The sequence below is a fragment of the Marcopretia estuarina LEGE 06307 genome (assembly GCF_056633115.1).
The window spans coordinates 23,428-45,187 of sequence record NZ_JBSJOY010000002.1 but is presented as its reverse complement, the minus strand read 5'-3'; the positions used below and the strand labels follow the sequence as shown (position 1 = coordinate 45,187).

The 21,760-nt window shown below is 56.8% G+C and carries 10 protein-coding genes and 1 tRNA gene; 4 read left to right on the top strand and 7 right to left on the bottom strand.

Annotated elements, in window-relative coordinates; translation table 11 throughout:
• The first annotated feature begins 282 nt into the window (after positions 1-282).
• On the top strand, positions 283-2,943 hold the full coding sequence (locus ACWJI3_RS04535; protein ID WP_480203022.1) for a hypothetical protein: 2,661 nt from the start codon (positions 283-285) through the stop codon (positions 2,941-2,943).
• Between the two features lie 319 nt (positions 2,944-3,262).
• Here ACWJI3_RS04535 and ACWJI3_RS04530 read toward each other — a convergent pair whose 3' ends face one another.
• Genes ACWJI3_RS04530 through ACWJI3_RS04520 form a run of 3 tightly spaced genes read right to left on the bottom strand, consistent with a single transcriptional unit; the run spans position 3,263 to position 6,397 of the window.
• On the bottom strand, positions 3,263-4,129 hold the full coding sequence (locus ACWJI3_RS04530; protein ID WP_480203021.1) for a glycosyltransferase family 2 protein: 867 nt from the start codon (positions 4,127-4,129) through the stop codon (positions 3,263-3,265).
• A 4-nt stretch (positions 4,130-4,133) separates the two neighbouring features.
• Entirely contained in the window at positions 4,134-5,141 is a 1,008-nt protein-coding gene (locus tag ACWJI3_RS04525; protein ID WP_480203020.1) for a glycosyltransferase family protein, read from the bottom strand.
• A complete protein-coding gene (locus tag ACWJI3_RS04520) occupies positions 5,138-6,397 on the bottom strand; it encodes a glycosyltransferase family 4 protein (protein WP_480203019.1) in 1,260 nt (419 codons plus the stop codon). The genes ACWJI3_RS04525 and ACWJI3_RS04520 overlap by 4 nt, the downstream gene beginning before the upstream one ends.
• Before the next feature lie 228 nt (positions 6,398-6,625).
• Between ACWJI3_RS04520 and ACWJI3_RS04515 the strand changes: the two genes are divergently transcribed.
• Positions 6,626-6,697, top strand: a tRNA-Gly gene (locus tag ACWJI3_RS04515).
• A gap of 145 nt (positions 6,698-6,842) precedes the next feature.
• On the opposite strand, the gene ACWJI3_RS04510 is transcribed toward ACWJI3_RS04515, so the two are convergent.
• The 3 genes from ACWJI3_RS04510 to ACWJI3_RS04500 are packed head-to-tail and all read right to left on the bottom strand — an operon-like array spanning position 6,843 to position 11,779.
• Positions 6,843-7,997: an HlyD family secretion protein gene (locus ACWJI3_RS04510; RefSeq protein ID WP_480203018.1), complete on the bottom strand. Its 1,155-nt coding sequence runs from the start codon at positions 7,995-7,997 to the stop codon at positions 6,843-6,845.
• A 42-nt stretch (positions 7,998-8,039) separates the two neighbouring features.
• A complete protein-coding gene (locus tag ACWJI3_RS04505; RefSeq protein ID WP_480203017.1) occupies positions 8,040-11,003 on the bottom strand; it encodes an ABC transporter transmembrane domain-containing protein in 2,964 nt (987 codons plus the stop codon).
• A complete protein-coding gene (locus ACWJI3_RS04500) occupies positions 11,000-11,779 on the bottom strand; it encodes a peptidylprolyl isomerase (RefSeq protein WP_480203016.1) in 780 nt (259 codons plus the stop codon). The genes ACWJI3_RS04505 and ACWJI3_RS04500 overlap by 4 nt, the downstream gene beginning before the upstream one ends.
• A gap of 737 nt (positions 11,780-12,516) precedes the next feature.
• Between ACWJI3_RS04500 and ACWJI3_RS04495 the strand changes: the two genes are divergently transcribed.
• Positions 12,517-15,048 (top strand): glycosyltransferase, encoded by a 2,532-nt coding sequence (locus ACWJI3_RS04495; protein ID WP_480203015.1) that lies wholly within the window; start codon positions 12,517-12,519, stop codon positions 15,046-15,048.
• Here the strand turns inward: ACWJI3_RS04495 and ACWJI3_RS04490 are convergent.
• A complete protein-coding gene (locus tag ACWJI3_RS04490; RefSeq protein ID WP_480203014.1) occupies positions 15,024-16,184 on the bottom strand; it encodes a glycosyltransferase in 1,161 nt (386 codons plus the stop codon). The genes ACWJI3_RS04495 and ACWJI3_RS04490 overlap by 25 nt on opposite strands.
• Before the next feature lie 445 nt (positions 16,185-16,629).
• On the opposite strand from ACWJI3_RS04490, the gene ACWJI3_RS04485 reads away from it, so the two are divergent.
• Positions 16,630-21,720, top strand: a complete 5,091-nt coding sequence (locus ACWJI3_RS04485; RefSeq protein ID WP_480203013.1) for a beta strand repeat-containing protein — start codon at positions 16,630-16,632, stop codon at positions 21,718-21,720.
• Positions 21,721-21,760: the final 40 nt, after the last annotated feature.

Sequence of the window (21,760 nt, the reverse complement as noted above, 5' to 3'; positions counted from 1 at the left end):
GACCGACTGTGACGCACACGGGCATCAGAGATTTTCTCCAAATGTTGATCAGTTTTTGATCAACTTCGGTAGACGTTGGCATGGACTCTGAGGGGAGGGAACTCCACTGAGCGAGCCAATCCTCGCAGCTCAGGCAAAAGAACCTGTGAGCTATTTTGCTTCGGTTCTGGCGTCGCCCAGGCCGACTTATTGTTAAGGACTATAACGATATTCGTCCAGACTGCTGAAGTTTAAGATTTCCTTCAATAGCTTCCAGGTATATCGTCTGGTTTGCGTGCTGCAATGGACTTTCTTGTAACTAGCCTGGCCAATCAAGGGATTGGGACCCTGAGGTGGGCAATCACCAGTGCCAATAGTTCTATCGGGTTCGATTCGATTGGCTTTGATCCCTCTCTTGCTGGAGGAACAATCAGTCTGTTTAGTAGTTTGCCCGTAGTTACTGACCGGGTGGCGATCAGTGGATTGTTTAATGACATGAGCGCGCCCGGCATCGCCATTGATTTCAATGGTCGAGCAGGATTAGTCTTCCGCGGCAGCCGAGCCGCGGAATCAAGCCTTCGAGGGTTGTCACTAAATGATGCCGGTGGTGATGGCCTCAGGCTTGATGCGAATGGGATCACTGTTCAGAATAACTTCTTTGGCTTGATGCTCGATGGTGTCACTGGCCAGGGCAACTCGGGGAATGGGATCCGAATCACAGCCAATTCAAGTCACAACACGATTGGTGCTCTGACGGATCCCCTCACAGGGCAACTGGTTGACAACACTTTCTCTAACAAATTCAGTGGCAATGGTGGTTCGGGTATCTTGGTTCAAGGTGCCAATACCCATACCATCTCTGGGAACAAGATCTCCGCGATTGGCGATGGGAATCGTGGCATCCTTGTGACGGAAAGCCGTGCCACTACGTCTCCCACCAACGATCTCCAAATTCTCGATAATACAATCACAGCCAGTGGTGCACAAACAGCTGGCATTGAAGTGGTCGTTTCCAACGGTTACCTTGATCGTCTAGATCTCATTGGGAACACGATCAGCACGAATGGAGCCTTCTTGTCCCATGGTATTCGCGTGCTGGCCTCTGGATCTGGCTCGATTGGAACTGTGCAAGTGAACCAGAATGACATTTCAACGTCGGGACCTCTCTCCGAAGGTGTTTACCTGAGCAGCTTGGATGGGGCAACGATCAGGCAGGCAACCGTGAATAGCAACACGATTCTGACAACGGGAGACGTTGGCAGCGGCTCGAATAATCAATTCAACCTAGAGTCTGACGCAATTTATGTTAACGTGCTCAGGAATAGTGCTATCCAGGGCGTAAATATTGAAGGCAATGAAGTCACCACGCTTGGCAATGACGCGGATGGAATCTACTTGATTGCCGGAGTCAATGGAGACGTAGGCGAAGCCATGGTGTCGAATAACACAATCTCAACACTTGCGGGTAATCCCATTCAGAGCAGTCAGTCTGCAGAAGGAATCAAGATCTTGTCTTATGAAAACTCGAGCATTAACATCGCACTTTATGCGAACACGATCCTCCAGTCTGAGGGCGATGGCATTCTTTTGAGGGCTCGAGCAGTTGTGAATGGAAGGGAGACAACCGGTGGCTCAATCTTCGCCGATCTGCAGGGCAATAATGTTGTTAATGCTAATTCCTCTGGCCAGATCTTCGCCACAGCGTATAGCTTCACCAACCCTGGCAATGCAGGGACAATCACACTGGTTGGCGAAGACTTGGATGAGATCATAGCGAACAACTCGCCGGCCGATCCTGCCGCTTTCTCTGTGAATGGCACCATCCTGTTTGTCCCAAGTGCCCCTAGTGCCCCGGATGTCATCACCGGTATTCCCACTATGATCACGAACGGGAATGAGGGCATGATCTCCTCGCGCTTTCAGGATCATTCATGGGTCACTGAAGATGGCGCTGTTCATGTGATGGCCAACACTAATGGCCGGCTTTCACTTTATTCCAGCATAGACAATGGCTCAACATGGATGGCAACTGTCACGCTGGAGAACTCCACTGGTTCTTCCCGTGCAGATGGCGCAATCGTTGATGGCAAGTTATATTCGGTCTATACAATTGAAGGCGGCAGGATCGCTCTTGCCATCCTGAGTTATTCGGAGCAGAGTGTATCTTGGACAATTGAATCGACGGTAATCCCACCCAGTCCTGCGTCCCTCAGGATTGAGCGGCCGTCCATCGCAGTCACGGAGGATGGCACGATCGTAGTAGCGTTTACGGCAACCGACAGGTCAACAGGACAGGCCAGCCTAAGGGTCGCTCAGAGCAATGATCAAGGAGCAACATGGACTGTCCTCGATCAAGGAATCCCTAATACAACGAATGACGGCAGGATGTCGGGTGACATCATTGCATTGGATGACGGCTTTGGGGTCTTATATACCAATGGAGACACCCTCAATTGGACCGAGTTTGCGGAAAGCGCGTCCTCTGGTGGCAGCCTTGGCGTCAGTGAGACAATCTTGATCAAGGGAGATAGCCAGAATGATCCCAATGCCACCCATTTCAGCTCGTTGACCGATGAGGATGGCAACATCCATGTTGCCACTAACAATGGTGAGAGCCGAGTTGTTTACTTGCGATACAATAATGATACGGACTCATGGGATGAGCCTGTTGTGATCACAGATCAGCCCAGCGGCAACTACATGCAGATCAGCTTGATGGATGATGGCACGATCAAGATCGCCTATGATATCAATATCGATGGCGAAAGAGTTGTTGCGGTCAGCGAGAGCGCGAACGGTGGAGATAGCTGGGCCTTGGTTGCTGTCCTTACCCAGGATGTTGTTGCGGACCCCGGTAATCGCCGAGTAGAAACCCCAGCCTATGCGCAAGAAACATTGCCGGTCTTTCAACAGGTGGAGTCAGCAAACGGGTCCAATTCACTTGTGTATTATCAAGTGGCTTGAGGGAGATACGGCCAATTCGCTTTAATCAGGCCAGTTCGCAGATTGCGAGAGGATCGATCCTGTTATTCACTCGTGGTGCTCGCGGTTCGTGCCTGTGATGAACATCACGGTTCCCTTCATGCGCGAGAGGCTGATCGCTACGGTGAGCTTTCGCTGCTCAGCCGAAGGTGGGTTGAACGAGAGAAGATGGATGATCTCTGGTGAGCATCCTGGGTGCCAATGGATTGGCTGCCTCTGTGAATGTCCAGGCCTTGCCAGCACTCTTGGGTGCCTAATCCTTGATTCAGCAGGCACAGCAACTGGTGTTGCTTTTCGATAGCTATGAGGGGCTGCGATGTTCGTCGATGTACAGCTGACTCCCGCTCGCCAGATAGTCGATGAAGGGCGATGGAAGCTTGGCATCCTGCCACAGGATCCGGTGAACTCCAGCCACCGTTTGTCTCCACGCACGCTCCAGCGCCCAGGCTGTTAGGGCCATGAGTCTTCGGCTGGGGGCACTGAATGTGTGCCTGAATAGTTTCTCCACAGCGAAGATGCTGCGTCCACGTTGGGATGACAGGGATGAGCTATGCAACCGGTAGGCCATCAATGGCTCCATGAGGCATCCATAGCGCGGTGGTGGGTCGTTGGCGAACAGCCGGAGCCATAGGCCGTAATCCTCGTGGCGTTCAGGATGGAACGGTTGCGTGAGACAATCACGCTGGATGATCACGGACGAGAACGGCACAAGATTGCCCCGTAGCAGTGCTTTGAGATCGAGGTTAAGCGGAGGCCTGCGCGTTTCGACTAACTTCATGCTGCTTGCCTCAAAGCGGTGATATCCGGTGACCGACAATTCGATTCCGTGAACGGAGTGAAGGACAAGCTGGCGCTCAAGTTTGCGTGGATGCCAGAGATCATCGGCATCGAGAAACGCAATCAGTTCGCTTGTTGCACTGGCCAAGCCGACATTGCGCGCGAGCCAGGGTCCGGGAAAGTGGTCGTTGTGTGGAAGACTAATGAGTTTGAAGCGTCCATCCCGTGTGGCAACAGCCTCAGCAATTTCTTGTGCTTCGCTATCTGACCCATCGTTGACGAGAATACACTCCCATGCGTCGACCGTTTGAGCCTGCAGAGACTTGCAGGCCTGGGATAGGAGCGCCCCCTGGTTCCGGAAGGGCAGCACAATGGAGACCCGTGGCGACACAGCGTTAAAAATCAGGTAAGAAGGGGGTGTCCATCATCGGATGTTGAAGCAGGTAGCTTCGCTGCATTCGTGATAGACGACTCAGCAAGGAGGGTTGTCGGCTGAGGCGAAGACAGGAGGTCACCAGTTCGTCGCGGTTGCAGGTGTCCCAGTGCAGCAGTGAAAACTGATCCCACAGTGGCCATCGCCCCAGGATTGGTACCACGCAGCCGCTGGCCACAGCCTCTATCTGCGCAAGACCAAGCGATTCATAATCGGAAGGAATCAACACCAGTTTGGCTTGGCGCAACAGGGCAGGAATTTCGTTCGTCGTTGGTGAAACAACCACAGTCAACGTGGGTGAGCGTGAGATGTCACTGCTGGGTGGGGGGGTTGGAACGATGGCCGCACTTCGAAGCCCTGTGTCATGCACCACAGCAAGGAATCTGGTCCAACCTTTCTGTTCGGTGGGGCGTCCGAGAAAGAGCAAGTCAAAGGGCCTCTGCCTGGCGTCCGGGCACGAGTGCGCCTGTTCAACCTTCAGCCGCTGCAGCACCGCAAGGGGCAGAGCATGACTTGAAAGCAAACAGCGTCCTCCCTGAAGCAGTTTCTGCTCATGGATCGTCTGCACATACACGTTGATTCCGATCCTCTGCATCATTTTCAGCACTACCTGGGCCAGGCGAGCCCGCCAGCGGTGCTTGACAAAGTCAGGGTCGTGAAAGCTGGGGAGCCAGGCGATACGGACGGATGGATTGAAGCAGCGGGTATGGATGGCAAGCAGATAGGCCCAGGCGCTGTCGCAGCCAAACAGGAGCAAGCGTTCTCCAGGCCTGACCCTCTCGATAGGCTGAGTGCCAGGCAAGACGCCACATTTCCCTTCATGGGGCAAGGACTTCAACGTCCTGTGTAGGGTCCACAATCCGGTAGAGGCGAACTGGGAGTCTCGCAGACGCCGAGCCACTTCGGTGGCCACCACATGAATGCCGCCGATCTCACGGAATCCCATCGGCCTGTAGGCGAAGGCGATCATCTTCTGCTCGCAAGGGCGATGTCATACACCCCACGGGTCAGGTGAGCGGTACGAGCCCAGCTGAACTGCTTGGCTTGGACCTCGCACTGCTGAGCCAATTGGCGCCGCAGGCTTTCTGATGCCAGCAAGCGCTCAAGGGCAGCAGTCAGTTCTGCCGGACTTTGTGGATCAATGGTCAAGCCGGCCTCACCCGTCACCTCCGGGATCGATGACGTGTTTCCAACGATCACCGGTGTTCCGCAGCTCATCGCTTCCAGGGGCGGCAATCCAAATCCCTCGTATAGCGATGGGTAGACAAACACCTCAGCAAGCGAATACAGCACCGGCAGCTCCTCTTCAGTGACATGTCCAAGCAGATGAATGTTCGAACTGGCGGAGCTCTCCCTAAGTCTGTCCAACAGGGGTGCCGACTTCCATCCGACTGATCCTGCCAGCAGTAGCTTGATGGAGCTCAGCGAGCTGTGCCGCTGCAACGCCTCGAATGCAGTCAGTAGTGTCGCGAGGTTCTTTCGAGGTTCAAGTGTACATAAGCTAAGAATGACGCGGTCTTGGGGCTTCAGTCCAAAACGCTCACGGGCACAGCTCAGGAGATGAGGATCCGTTACCGGTTGCAGCTCTGGGGAGGCGGCCAGTGGAGTGACATGAACATGCTCCGCGGGCACGGTGCGGGTGAAGTGCAGAAAGTCCCGCTTCGTGGATTCTGATACGCAAATCACCTGATCGCTCTTGCATAATCCATCGACAAGCCCGTGAAAATGGCGGACGGTTTCCCTCGTGAATAACTCTGGCATGATCATTGGAATCATGTCGTGGACCGTCACGACCACTGGCAGCGCATCATGACGGCGGATGGCAGAAGGTACGGCTTGAAAAGGCGTGTGGAACAGGGTGACCTCTTTGTCACAGCTCTTCAGCAGAGTGTCGAACCTCTGCTGGCTAGCGGCGCGTGCGCCTGGAAGGCGTGCGTAGCTGCGATGGAATGGCTTTGCCAGTCGGATCAGCAGGGGCGGGAGGCTCCTCGTCAACATCGACGTCGTCAGGGCAAGGGCCAATGGATTGGCACCGAGATCAAGTCGCTTCAGTTCGACTTCAGCGAGAGAGGCAAGAAGTGGCTCTGGGCAATAGGTTCTCAGTGTGATGTTGGCTTGATCGTGGAGTGCCCGCAGCAACTGGCTGGCATAACGATAGATGCCACCCCGTGCCAGAGGTGAGCGGGCCGCCTGGCCAAAGATCAAGGTGTCAAAGATGAGATTCAAGCTTGCCGGATGGCCTCCCATCGCCTGCCTCTTCGGTTACGGACTGTTGAGTTTGGTCTGCGCCTCTTGTTGGCGGGCGCTTTACTCTGCTCGGCCTCGCTTACCCACTCCAGCCCTTGCCAGCAGTGGCCCAAGAGCCATTGCACCATAGACTCTCGCCACTGCTCCAGCAGCGTTGACTGGCGGGCAGGCCGTGGTGCATAATGAATGAGTGCCAGTCAAATGGCTGCGGGTGTAGCTCAGTGGTAGAGCGTCACCTTGCCAAGGTGAATGTCGCGCGTTCGAATCGCGTCACCCGCTTCCTACGGTAAACCCCCTGAATCTTGCTTGCAAGGTTTAGGGGTTTTTCGTGTAGTTTGTTGGTTCGGTTTCCTCTGTTTACGCGTATGGAGCACAACAGTCTTGAGTGCCACGATTGTTGATGAACCCTAAGGGGTACTGGAAGCTAAATCTGACGAAGTGAGTCGGCTTTGTCTCTGAATGTATTCAGGAGGAGCTGCAGATAGCTGACTTTGCGGAGTTTGATGTTTGCCTGCAAGGACATACCAACCTGCAAAGGCAGTGCCTGACCAGATTCAATCTTCAGTTGTTGGGTGTTCAACTTGATCTTTACGGGGAACCGATAGGTTGGTTTCAGCTGATCGGGGGGGATCGCATCGGAGCCAATCTGTCTTACGACACCGCTGATCACGCCGAAATCAGTGGCTGGAAAGGAATCAATGCTGATATCCACTGGCTTGCCAACGCTGACGAAGCCGATGTCTTGACTGGCAACTTCTACACTGGCTTCAAGTTTATCGAAGGGAACAATCTGCATCACTGGCTCGCTTGTTTGGGCGGCAAAGCCAGGTCCAGTTGGTTTGAGCCCGAAGATAATCCCGTTGACTGGTGACTTGACATTCTGATATCGAATGTTAATCCTTACGTCGGAAAGGCTGGAGTTAAGCTCGTTTACCTCTCCTCTCAACTGCTGAATGCTCTGGTCTAGGATTGCTTTCTGTCGCATTCTGTCAACACGCGTCTGATTCAAGTTTCCGTCAATCTCTGCAACCTTATTGCGCTGATTGAGATATTGTAGCTCGCCAATGCCGCCCTCTTTGGTCAAGGTTTCCAGGCGCTTGAGCACCTCTGTTTCTAGCTCAAGGTTCCGCTGCAGTGATTGCTGTTCAGTTGAGTTTAGGTCCAGATATTTTGCAAGCTCCTTTTCTTTGAGCTCCAGCTGTTCCTTTTTCAGCAGGATGCCCCGCATGAGGCTCCGGCGGCGATCCTCTGTTGCTTCGCTGTCTAATTGAAGCAGAGTCTCACCAGCGTTGACTTTCTGGCCATCCTTAACCAGAACTTTCGCAACGACGCCGCCCACCGGAAGACGGATGTCCTGAACGACACCGATTGGTTCTAGCTTTCCCGGGGCTACCACAATCTCTTCCGTCTGCGCCAAGGCTATCCAACCCACACCGAAGGCAGCAGTGCCAATCAGTCCCCAGGTTGTTGCCGTCGCCCAAAATGGTGACTGCTCCAGCACAGAAGCATTTTCTGATTCTGTGTGAATGCTTTGCTCGATGTTGTTTTGGAGCTTGCGGAGGGGATTGGTCAGTTTCACTGAAGTTGCGAAGAAGAGAACATCGTTCGTTTTGAGCTAGGATCAGCTGCCTTCTTGTTGGCGGTAGAGAGCGTAGTAGCGACCTTTCAGTTGAACAAGTTCTTCATGGGTGCCCTGTTCGACAACGTTTCCTTGGTCCATCATTACGATCAGCTTGGCACGGCGGATCGTGCTTAGACGGTGCGTAATGAAGAACACCGTGCTTCCTTGAATGCTTTCAACCAAGTTGTCGCAAAGGCGACGTTCCGTATCGTAGTCAAGTGCACTGGTTGCCTCATCCATCACAAGCAACTTGGGGTTGGTGATAAGAGTTCGGGCAATGGCAATGCGCTGTTTCTGCCCGCCTGATAAGCCAGCGCCTCTCTCGCCGATGTTTGTGCTGTAGCCTGCTGAAAGGCTCATGATGAAGTCATGAGCGCAGGCTATCTTTGCTGCTGCGACGATGTCGTCACTCGTGGCATTGGGATTGCCAAGTGCAATGTTTTCGTTGATCGTACCGCTGAATAAGAGTGGCTCCTGAGGTACGATGCCAATCTGACGACGCAGAGAATAGAGTTCAACTTTGTCGATATCGTAGTCATCAATCAGGATGCGACCTGATTCAGGGCTATACAGCCTTGCCAGCAGCTTCATCAATGTGCTCTTGCCGCTTCCGCTTTGGCCGACAACTCCAACAAACGTGCCTGATGGAATTGTCAGGTTGACGTTGTGAAGAACTGGCGGCAATGACAAGTTGAAGCGGAAGGTTACATCTTCAAAGCGAACGCTGCCATGCACGGGAGGTAGCGGGATCTTCTGCTTATCTGCTTCATTGGATTCTTCCGGGGTGTCAACAACATCGGCTAGACGCTCAAAGGAAACTCTCAATTCCTGTATGTTCTGCCAAATTGAGCCCAAACGCAACAATGGCTGTGTGACGTATCCACTGAGGATGCGGAAAGCAATCAGCTGGCCCAGGGTTAGTTCGCCCTTCAGCACCATCGTGGCGCCAACCCATAGCACCATGAGTTGAGAAAGCTTCTGAAGGACTTGGCTTGTCTGGCTTAATGCCGTCCCTGTAATTGTCTTTTCGAAGGACTTGCTGATGTAGCCTGAGTACAGGTCTTGCCACTTCCACCGGCTGACCATCTCCACATTCTGGGCTTTGACGGTTTGAATTCCGGTAAGGACCTCCACCAAGTGGGATTGGGTTTTTGCGTTTTCTTCGGCGGCATCGCGGTACTGACGCCGAAACAGCGGAGCTCCCAGCACGGTCAGAGCCACTTGAATCGGCACCACCGCCAAGGCGATCAGGGTCAGCACCCATGAATAGATCGACATCACGATGATGTAGATCACCGAAAAGGCGGCATCAAGGATCGTGGTGAGAGCCTGGCCTGTCAGGAACATGCGGATCTTCTCCAGCTCCGCAATCCGACTGCCCAGCTCTCCGACCGGGCGCTTATCGAAATAGCCAAGAGGAAGGCGCAGTAGATGATCAATGACCTCTGCGCCCAGCCGCGTATCGATGCGATTGGTTGTTTCAGTGAAAATAAAGGTGCGAAGACTCTCCAGCACACCTTCCAACAAGGTGACAACGACCAATGCAATGCCGAGAACCTGCAGTGTGTCGAGGCTGCGCTGGCTGATCACCTTGTCAATGATCACCTGAATGATCAGGGGATTGGCCAACGTGAACAGCTGCACCACGAAGGAGGAGACGAGCACCTGAGTGAGCACACCCCGGTGACGCTTCAGCGCCGGCAGGAACCACGACACCCCGAACTTCTGCTCTGGTGTGACGCTGGTGCGATCGACAAGAAGAAGGTTGATTCCATCTGGGAAGGCTTCATCCACTTCCTGAGGGCTAAGCCGGATCAAGCCCTTACGCGGAGAGGCCAGCACGATTCCGCGGGCGTTACTGGCTTGCAGGAGAGCAAAAGTGCCGTCCCATTCGACCAGGGAGGGAGTCTGCAGGCGGGTACAGGCGCTACTGCTGACTTTTGCCCCCACCACATGCATGCCCATCATTGAAGCGAGGCTTCCGACCAACTGCATGTTCGGCGCCTGACCGCGTTGCAGCTGCTGCCGTAAAACTTTCTCGATGGCATCCTTCCGAAAAGGCAGGGTCATCTGCCTGCTCAGCATCTGAAAGCAAGCCAGGGTTTCATCAATGGGGCCCTCCCCCCTGATGACTTTGAAGGGTTGCCGTTCATCACTCCTTCCCAGATTCTCGGCCGTGGGTAAAGGCGATTCAGGTGCAGCCAGGACTGTGGGACCGGCACCATCCACTGCGGTGATGAGGCTCCCGTTCTCTTTGCCGCTGGCAGCGGGAGCGGCCGGGCTTCTGCCAAGACTTTCAATGATCCCGGCTGGCAATCCAATCAACCTTGCCGGCAACGGACCAACGGGGGCTGGCAGACTCGCGCCAGAGGCGACAACGGCCCCGATGTCCCATCCAGGCAGGTTGGCGCTTGCCACATACCAGACATGGTCAGAGTCAACCTGTTGCGTCGTGAGCGGAACAGTGCGGACTGTGGCCTCGGATCGCAGCAGCGCCACGCTCTCACGGATGCTGATAGGAGCAGCTGCGGATTGGCTTTGAAGGAGTTGAACGAGGCGTACAAGCTCTGCAGTCCAGAGGTGCGTCGAGCACCAATCCTTAAAGATCTTGTCTCTGGAGTGCAACTTCAGAATTGTATTGTCGGGGATGGCCAGGGCCATCACTTCGCTGGAGGCATGAACCTCCTCGCAGGGGGCGGCGCTCAGCAGTGACGTGAGCCCTACAACCTCACCGGGTTCCAGGCGCTCGACAGTTCGCCAGCCTGTGCCTTGATGGGCAGTGAGCCGGGCGCTTCCCTCAAGGATGATCAGAACTTCACTGGGAATGGTGTTGGCGACCGCCATCGACTGCCCGACGCGGTACTGCAACAGGCGGGACGTATCCTCCACCAGTTGTTTCCCCTCAGCTCCAAGGGAACTGAACACCTCAAGCTCCCAAAGCTTTTGGTAGGTGGTGGTGGTCATACGAGAGGGTTCAGCGGGGCTGGGCACATTTGCTTGATCCTAAGGGTGACCTCCTCCTGGATCCATTCATCGAATAGCTCCTGGGCCATCCGCTGCCGCATCGCCTCATCAAGGCTAGCGGGTTGATGCCTTTCGAGCCGTACCAACAACCAGAGCTGCTCGACTGAGAACGGAGCGATCAGTTCGCCGACCGTGGCGCTTCTCAAGCGTTGCGCGAGTTGGGGATGGGCCTGATTGAGAGGCAGGGGGCCAATCAGTCCGCGCGATGTTTTTTCAGGCCCCTCGCTGTAGATCTCAGCCAGCTCTGCAAACGTGGCTTCTCCCTCTTCAATTCTGAGGTAAAGCTCGCGGGCAAGAGAGCCATCCTTCACTCTGATCAGGCTATAGATGACTTGGTCAAGCTGGTTCTTTTTGTCCAGGAATCGTGCTTCGGCTTTGGCGATAAAGTGTTGGCCGCAATGGACGGCAATGCGGTGTGGCAATTGAACTTGCCACAGGTAATCCTGTTGCGTCCATCCCATTTTGCTCAGAAACTGGGCTTCGCTGGCTTGATCTTGCAGGCCATTGGCTTTGCGAAAGTTCGAAAGCAGGGTTTTGCTCAACTCCTGCTCAAGTGCACCCTTGTCCAGCGTTTCTTCAAGAACCATGTGGTAAACGAAGGGGCGCAGCAAGTTGCAGTGGGCCAGGGAGCGCAGTGTTGGTGCAGCCACGCCTGGGATCCCTGCCGGCACTTCCTCGGCAGCTTGAGCGTGCTCGGGCTGTGAAACGGCGCTCATGGGGTCATGGGGAAAGACCGTGGACAGGGACAAAGGGTCCGCAGGGTAGACGTGACGCTATCTTCCCATGGGTGTCTGCCGGCATGGGCCAGGCACCGCTGTGGGAGGATGGCTAGCCCTAGGCCGCCTTCCTGCCCTGCTGATTGATCTGCGTCAGTTACAGCGTCAGAGTGCCGCTGCAGATCCTGCCTTGCTGCGCCGCTGCCTTTCCAGTGCGCCTCCTGGCCTTTTCGCTGCAGAGCGTCCGGTACTGATCTGCGGGGATCCGCAATGGGGGGAGTCCCCCGCTGCCGGGGTGTTGCTGGCCTGGCTTGGTCAGCGCCCGCGCCATTTCTGCCTCGTTCCCGAGCTTGGCCAGCCCTGCCTGGAGGCGCTTCAGGCCTTGTATGGCTTCGACGAGGTGTGTGTCCCCTCACTCCATCCACCCGCGTGGCCTCGAACGCGTGTCTGTGCGCCGGATGGCACCCCCTCTCTGCCTCCACGCTCCCCGGGCACACGGCTGGCCTATATCAGCCCGATGCCCCCCCAGAGGAGCGGAATCAGCACCTAATAGCCTCGCTCTGCTCCCCCACCTGGCCAGGCACTTCTCGATTGATGTTGTCACCGAGTCGCCGTGGGATGGACCACCTCCAGAAGGGGTGCTGTCTGTGCTCACGCCTTTGCAGTTCGCCAGTCGCGCCCATCACTACGATCATGTTCTGTATCACTTAGGGAATTCGTCGGCTCACCTGGAGATCATGCGGTTGCTGGGGGCCTTCCCTGGTGTGGTTGTCCTGCACGACTTCTTTCTTGGCCATGTGGTGTGCAGCCCAGAGTCAGATGAATGGCTCGGAGGAAGTTGCCTGCAGAGGCTCTACGCCTCCCACGGCTATCAGGCCTGCCTCGCCTACGAAGCGTCGCAGCGATGCGGCGATGATCACGTCATCTGGGCCTACCCCTGCAACCTGCCGCTGCTTCAGCAGGCCGATGGCGTGATCGTTCACAGCCGCGAGGCACTGCGATTGGCGGAATCCTTCTACGGCCCCACCGCTGGTGAGTTCTGGACCCTTATTCCCCATCTCAAGCAGGAGGTTCTCCCTGAGCCCACCGATCGCTCTGATCAGCGTGCTCGCCTCGATTTCGCCGAGGACAGCCTCGTCATCTGCACCTTTGGATTCCTTGGGGTGGCCAAGCGCAGCCTGCTCTTGCTGGAGGCGTTCCTGGCGTCGTCCCTGGCGAGCGACCCCCGTTGTGCCCTTGTGTTCGCTGGCTCGGCTGGGAGTGATCAACGGCTGCTGAACCGTATGCGCCGGGCCATTCGGCGGGCACGGGCGGACGGTGGCCTCCTGGCGGAGGTCCGTATCACCGGCTGGATTGATACAGCCGACTACCTCGCCTACCTGGCGGCCGCCGACCTTGCCGTTCAGCTGCGCAGCTCTTCGCGGGGCGAGACTTCCGGGACGGTTCTTGATTGCCTCGCTGGCGGGGTCCCCCTGATCGTCAACGAACACGGCAGCCTTCGGGAGATCCCCGAAGGCTGTGCGCTCCGCCTGTCAGAGGCTTGCGACACGGCAGAGTTGGCCCGTGCCCTGGAGTCGCTGGCGCGCGATCCAGAACGGCGACGGCGGCTCGTGGAGCGTGGACGCCGCGAAATCGCCGAGCGCCATCGCCCCGACCACTGCGCCGCTCGCTATGCGGAGGCCCTGCACCACGCTGGTGAGCAATCGCGGCGCCGCCAGCAGCTGCTCACCCCATTTCGCCGGCAGCTGCCTGAAGATCCCCAGCAGATCGTCAAGGCTGCCAATACGCTCGGCTTGCTGTTTCCTCCCGAGCCGCGGCAACGCCAGTTGCTCCTGGATGTCTCGGCCTTGGCAGAGCAGGATCTGGGCAGCGGCGTGCAGCGTGTGGTGCGTTCGATCTGTCAGCAGTTGTTGGCGCGTCCACCGGTTGGTTTCCGGGTCGAACCTGTTGTGGCTTGTTCGGACGGCCTGGGTTATCGCTACGCGCGCCACTTCACCACCATTCTGGTGCAAGCGGCGGTCGATCAATTGGAGGATGGGCCTGTCGCCTGGTACCCCGGCGATGTGTTCCTGGGCATCGACCTCAGCCACCACGTGGTTGTGAGCCAACGGGCTTACTACGCCTTCTTGCGTGCGCAAGGCGTGGAGGTGCACTTTGTCGTTCATGACCTCCTGCCTTGTTTTCTGCCGGAATGCTTCCCGCCGGGTGCGTCGGAACGGCATCGCGCCTGGCTTGATGTGGTTCTGCAGGCAGATGGGGCCGTGTGTGTCTCCAGGAGCGTGATGGAGGAGCTCAAGGGTTGGCGGCTGGAGCGGCAGCTGGCAGCGCACGAGAGTCCCTTCCGGCTTGGCTGGTTTCACCACGGAGCAGATTTTCAACGTGGCACCGCCACCGTGCCAACCCAGGAGGAGATCACAGCGGTGGAAGCCCTGGGCCCTTGGCCCACCCTGCTCATGGTGGGGACGGTCGAACCACGCAAGGCGTACCTCGAGGTGTTGGAAGCGGCCACGGCTCTCTGGCAGAACGGGGCAACCTTCAACTTGGTGATTGTGGGCCGAGAAGGCTGGACAGACCTGCCGGATCCAGACCGCAGAACCCTGCCGGCCACGGTGGCGGCGATCCGGCGGCATCCCCTGCTCCACCAACAGCTGTTTTGGTTTGATGCGGCGTCAGATTCGCTGTTGCAGTGCCTCTATCAACGTTCCACAGGGTTGATCGGGGCTTCCTTTGGGGAGGGCTTCGGTATTCCGCTGATTGAAGCTGCCTCGTTTGGCTTGCCCCTGTTGTTGCGGGATCTGCCGGTGTTCCACGAGGTCACGGGCGGCCATGCCAGCTTTTTCCCCAGCAAGGCCGGCCGGCAAGCCCTCAGCGAGTCCATCGCTCGTTTTCTGGAGGACATCTCTGGCGACGCGGCCGCAGCACCTGGCCACCGATCCGCGCCGTTCACCCCCCAGTCCTGGAGCCAGAGTGCCGATCAGCTCGTTGAGGCGATTGGTCTGCAGCCGGGAGCTGATCTAGCGCCATGCCTGGGCGCGCCTTCGTTGGCAAGCCCCGATGCAACGATGAGTCCTGAGCCTCCTGCGCCAAGACCCCGCCGGCGGCAACGCTGGCGCCGGCGACTCAGCACGGTGAAGGAGCGGATCAAGCGGCTGCTGCGCCCAGCCCATCACCCCACCCCTTTCTCGGAGCCGGTTGGCACGGCAAGCTCGCCTGAGTGTCTCCTGCCGGGCGCTGAGGCCTGGCTTCAGGAGCTACGACGCCAACGCTGAAGGAGGCGTCCAAGGCGACGATAGGGAGCGGTCAGCCGCCAGGAACGGCTGTGTTTGATGGTTTCTTGATCAAGCAGGGCCCGATTGAGTTTTCCCTGCATCTCTCCTAGCTTTCTATTGTCGCTTAGTTTTTGATCAGCAGCGTTCTGTTGAGCGATTTCAAGTTCGCGCATGTTTTCCCGGCTGGCTTCCAGAACGGCCAAGCAGTTCTTCTCTTTTTCGGCCAGTTCCAGCGCCCACTCCTTCTCTTTCTCGCTCCACTGCTCTTCCCTTTGCCGGTTGTCTTCGCGGAGCCGATGCACGATCCCCTCGAGTTCATCAGCTTCCTGGACTGCCCAATAGGCCTGTTGTGCGCGTAAGGCGGGGTTCTTGCGGAGCCTTTCCCTCACCAGCTCCGCCACTTGATGCAGGTCGTAGTGATCAAGGGTCTCCCCGCGCGTGCTTTTCTCGTCATGGATTGCCGTTACATCGCTAGCGTAATAAGCCCACTTCTCAAGTTTGTCGTAAAGATCAAGACAAAGAGCCACATCCTCCCCGCACACGCTGAAGCTCTCGCGCAGCCGGATGGCCTGGAAATCTTCGCGACGCAGTACCATAAGAGCACCTGTGACGGCGGGCATGGGCCCCGACTCCCGCACGGCCAGCGCATCCGGGTTGATCAGGGGGCCGAGGCGATCGGGTCGAAAGCGGTTGTACGGCACACCCTGGTTCGCAAAGAGGATGCCGGCATGACCCAGGCGACCAGGGCTGGTGCGCAACCGCCCCCCCACCACACCAACCTCGGGCCGGCTTTGCAGGATCTGAATGGCCCGATCCAGGCTGCCACGATCGAGAATGACGTCGTCGTTCAGCAATACCAATAGGTCACCGCGGGCTTGAGCGGCCAGGGCGTTCACATTGGTGGCGAAATGATAGGGTGAGCGGGCAGTGATTCTCAGTGGCGGGTGGGCATCAGCCTGAAGCAGGGCTTCATCCTCCGGATTTCCGTTCCACGAACAGAGAACTTCATCGGTGTCTTTCCAGAATCGGCGTGCTTCCCCAAGGCTGCGAACCAACCGGTTCAGCAGTGAGGCGTTGCGGGACACCACCAGGCATGAAACCGTCGGCGTGAATGGGGAGCTGTCAATAGGGTCCATCGATTGACTCCTGCGCCTTTTGGATCTCGCCGTCATTCAACTGCTTACCAACACAGCTCACGAGCCGCAACGGCTCACGAGTCACGACCTGTCTCAGCAGCCATGCTCCGCAGTGGCGATCCAAGCGGCTCCTTAGCAGATAGCAGGAAGGGTGGGTTGTGGGCTTCGCGCAGGCCGCATGGGGTGCTGCAGTATTCCGAACCCAGTCGTCGTTTGCTAGCTTTGTACGTCCAGTCCAAGATCTGTCAGCGAAGCGGCATATCACACCGGCAAAAGCTGGTCTCAACTCGTAATGCTCGGGTATGATTGGGCGGATCTGCTGGGTCTGCCACTGCGGCAACAGCCTTGACAGAACTGCCAAGACCCTTAAGGTTTCTCGGCAGCCGCAGCCGCAGCCCAGCTGCGGAGACCGTCCCCTTTTCCCCACGCCTGGAGAACTCCACGAATGGCAACTGCCCTCGAAACTCAACTTCTTTACATCACTTATTTCGGCAGGCCAGCGGATCCGGCCGGCCTCGCCTACTGGACCACGGGCCCTCAGGCTGCCCTGCCCCTCGATCAAGTCGCGGATTTCTTTGCTTCAGACGTTGAGTTTGCCCAGACGACCGCCGGCAAGACAACAGAACAAATCATCAATTCGTTCTACGTCAATGCCTTTGGGCGTCAGGCCGATGCAGCCGGCCTTCAGTTCTGGACGGCCAAGGTCAACAACGGTGAGATTTCGATCCAGGACGTGGGCCTGTTCATTGCCCTAGGCGCACTGGCGCAGCCTTCTGGTTCGCCAGACCGTGTGGCTTTGGAATCGAAGCAGGCGGCCTCCCAAACCTGGACCGGCCTTGTGGCAGCGGATGTCACGGCAACTCTTGAATACGCTGGTCCGCTCGCGGCTACCTTCGGCGTCGACTTCCTGGTGCCCGTCACTAGCACGGCCACCATTCCTTCTTCGGCAGATACTCAAATCTCCATCAATGGCCTGCCCCCTGTGGGCACCGTTGCGCTGCTGAGCTCGAACCTCAGCACCGTCAGCGAAGGCGGCACGGTCATCTTCTTGATTCAAACGGTCCCGGATCTGGCCGGCCAAACCATTGCCTATGAGCTCAGCGGTGTTCAGGCCGCTGACGTGGTTGGCGGCGCCCTGGTGGGCAATGTGTTGATCAGCGCCACCGGCGTTGGCGTTATCCAGGTCACCATCGCGCCAGACGCGATTCTCAGCGAGACGGAAATCCTTCAGATTGATTTCCCCAACCAGATCGTCTTCTCCAAGCCGCCTGGTAGCGACTCCGTGGTGATCATTGACACCACTCCTACGCCTCCCGTCGCCCGCGAAACGGTTCTCACCACAGCAACCGATGTGGTTACGGCCACAACGGCGCCCGAGTTCACCTTCATCGGCACCGACCTAACCCTCGGACAGAACGATCAGCTGACTGGCCGCGCCGGCACAGAATCCAAGCTGCTGATTGGTACCGATCAAAGCTTCAGCATCGGCAACTTCACCAGCCTTGGCATCCAGACCCTGGAGCTGAATCCTTCTGAAGAAGGTCTTTTCAATACTGGCGTGGTTGATCTCAGCCGTGCCTTCGGCCTCGATGGCTCTAGCGGTGCAACCGATGGGCTCACCAAGATCAATATCAATCAGTCAGGACTTGGACAGCTCAACCTTCAGGACATCCAATCGGCGGTTGGTTTTACCACTGAAATCACAGACAGCTTCGGCCTGATCGTCTACAACTTTGACGTTAACGCTCTAGCCAGCTCCAGCGATTCGGTCAGTGTCGTCCTCGACGAAACACCGGTCGACGCTACCACCGGTACACCCCTCGGCCTTGATTTCACCCAAGGGCCTCTCTCCCAAGACGCCAGCATTGAAACCCTTGCGCTCACCTCGCTTGGGTCGATCACCAATGTGCTCAACCAGCTCAGCGTTGGTGACGCTCTCACCACCTTGAGCATCGACGGTGATGCTTCCCTCGCTATCACCACGGATCTCGGCCTTGCCGGCAATGACAACCGGCGCATCAGCCTCATCGATGCGAGTGCTTTGGATGGTGATCTGACCCTTAGCTATACCTCGATCCTCGGCGATGTCATCAACGACTTCGTCCCGGAAGTGAGCGTGTTTGGAGCGATTGGGGATAACTTCCTTAGCCTTGGCACCCAGTCACCAGATTTCCCCACCGATTTCTTTGTTGTCACCCAAGACGGAGACGACACCATCTCCACCGTGGACGGCGATGACGGACTCTTGGTTGGTGAAGGTGATAACTCCGTTCTGGCCGGAAACGGTCAAAACACTGTTTCCGCTGGCGTTGGCGACGACACAATCGTGTCCGGTGGAGGAATTGATCTTGTCGACGCTGGCGATGGCGCCAACAGTGTCAGCACCAACGGGGGTAACGACACCATCACCTCAGGTTTTGGCGCCGACACGATTGACGCTGGCGCCGACGACGACGTTGTGAGCGCTGGTGACGGCAACAACGATGTGACTGGTGGTCTCGGCGACGACTCCATCACCACCGGTAGCGGCAACGACTTCATCGTTGGTGATGTCATCATCGCAGGCAATGTAATTGGAACCGACGATGACACCATCAGCTCCGGCGCCGGCTCTGACGAAGTGTTCACCGGCAGCGGTGCCAACCTCGTTGATGCTGGCGAAGATGATGACGTCGTCGTTGTTGGTCAGGTTATCCAGGATGTGATCCAAGACGACACCTTCGCCAACACTGTTCTGCTCGGCCTGGGCAATGATGAGTTGGTGATCGACACCGATTCCCTTACCTTTGCCGATTCGATCAACGGCGGAGCTGGGATCGACACCATTACTCTCGCCAATGCCGGAACCCTGCTCCGTTCGGAAACCCTGAGGGTTAGCCAGATTGAGGCCCTTGATCTCATTGGCCCTTCCAATGATCCATTCTCTTACTCAATCACCCTCAGCGACGAGCTTGTTCGCACCTCAGACGACCTCAGCAGTGGTTCACGCATTTTCTCGATTTTCACCTCTGGTGATAATGCCGGCGACGTGACCCTGGATCTGAGCTTCCTCAGCCCAGTGGATCTTGTTGGCAATCTCACCTCGATCCGTTATTCCGGTCAAAATACTACTGACTTGGAAACCATCATCGTCCGCGATGAGCTGATCAGCCCCGAGTCTGTGTTCGCCTTCGGTGAAGCACTGAATGATGCTGATGATAATCTCAGGTCTGATGAGCTGCTGATTCTTGACTCGGCAGATGTCACCGCCGTCGACCTCATCAATGTGACGGGCGTTGAGGTCATCAACCTTGGCTCATCAGTGAATGGTCCTCAGACCTTCACGTTTGATTTGCGCAACCTCAGTGTCGAGCAGTTCAACAGCCTCGTTGGCGATGGCAATGATGTGCTGATCATCCGCGCCAGTGCCCTGCTGGCAGGTTCCGTTTCCGCGCTGAACATCGATCTCACCGGTGCTGATCCGCTGCTTGCCGGGCGCATCATCGTTGAGCAAAGCGCCGATCTGAACGTTTCCGTTGTGGGTGTGCCACCTGGTTTCGTCACCATCAACACGGCACTTTTCTACACTCCCAACGCCGACAACCTTCTCGGCACTGCTGGCACCGACACGTTCGAGGCATTCCAGCTCTCGGACGTGCAAGTCGGCGACTTCGCCAACGGCTTCGGCGGTGTAGACACCCTTATCCTTGATTTTGCTGTTAGCAACCCGTTCGCCTCGCTGGCACTTCAGCTCAGCCTCACCAACATTAGCAACATCGAGGTTTTCAGATTCAATCCTGCCGCCGTTAACCAACCGGTTCGCTTCAGTGGAATTGGTCCTTTCTTTGCTCTTGGGCTTGAGACGATCTTCACCGCCGGTGGTGACGACTTCCTCGTCAACATTGAGCGTTCCCTGTTCATCGATGCAGGCGGCGGCAACAACACTGTCGACCTTCTCGTGGCGGGCACGGTTGTAACGGCCGGTGGCAACGACAGTGTTCTCGGTGGCGGGGGTGCTGATTCGATCGTGACCGGCCTCGGTGAAGACACCGTGAACGGACGAGGTGGTTCCGACTCCATCAGTGTTGGCATAGGAAACGACTCCGTGCTGGGTGAAGCTGGCAATGACACCATCGATGGCGGCACTGGCGACAACACCATTGACGCTGGAACTGGTAACGACGTTGTGATCACGGACGACGGCAACGACTCCATCCTCGGTGGCGCTAACAACGACCGCATCAACGCCGGAGATGGCACCAACACCGTGTTTGCTGGAACCGGTGCTGACACGGTCGTGACCGGTAATGGTGCTGACCGCATCAGCACCGCCGATGGTCTTCAACTCGAGAACGACAGTGTTCTATCTGGTGCGGGCGCAGACAGCATTGGGGTGGGTCTGGGTGATGATTCCGTTAATGCTGAAGCAGGCAATGATCTGATCGTGCTTGGGGTTGCTGTGACCACCGACACTTGGACTAGGCCCGCTTCAACTCCTTCCCAATTCGCCACATTCACCTTCCCGGTAACGACGGATGTGAACGGCTGGAGTGCTGGGGACAGAATTAACGGTGGTGATGGGATCGACACCGTGTCGTTCGCACTCGCTGACAATTCCGTCACGACTATTAGCCTTACTGAGTTCCAGAATGTTGAGGTCTTCAATATTGCTGGTTTCCAGGGTGCAACCCTGAATGTTTCCAATTCTCTCGCGGTTTCTGGAACCCCATTGCGCTTTAATCTTGCATGGGATGTAATTAACTCAGGCACCACAGATAGCTTTACTTTCAACGCTACATCTTTCGTTCAAGGTCAAGATGTTGAAGTCTATGCCTCAGACTTTGATAATGCAGGGGGCCTTGCGGGGATTGATACCTTCAGCTTCGGCGCTGGTAACGACCTATTCCATGAATCGACCGCATTCGGTGGACAATTTGTGATCGCTGGTAACGGCGGCTCCGATACCATCACTCTTGCGGAAGGCACCGTTTTAGGTGCACCTTCGACCACAATTGTCTACAACACAGGCAATGATGGTGGCACGGGTGGGACAGGAACCGGCGGTGACTTCATCACCGGCTATGTCTCCGCTCAAGACTCCATCGATATCACCGGTGGCTTGCTCACCGACATCGGCGGGCTGCTCTCCACCGCACCGGCGACCAATGCCCAGCTCGTCCTGGGTGGCCTGAGCTCCACGGGTAATGCAGGCAACAACCTCTCCGGTCGCAACGTCCTCAACCTCACCGGTCCGGCCCGCAGCCTCACCGATGCACAGTTGTTCGATGCCAACGCTGTTGCTGAAAGCATCAATGGCGTGGGTGTGATTGGTAACGGTCTTGCTCTTGGTGATCTCGTCGGCCTCTTCACCTTTGTGGATGCGGTCACTAACCAAGCACTGATCGTCCAGCAGGGTCAAACGGATACGGCTCTGTATCTGTACACCGAGTCGTCCTTCGACTTCGCCAATCCCCAGGCTTACACTGTGGAAGCGAGCGAACTGCGCCAGCTGGGTGTGTTCGACAACAGCCTGTTCACCGGCGCTGAACTGGTCTGAGTCTGGTCTTCTGCTTCTCATTCAAGCGGGGCTTCGGCCC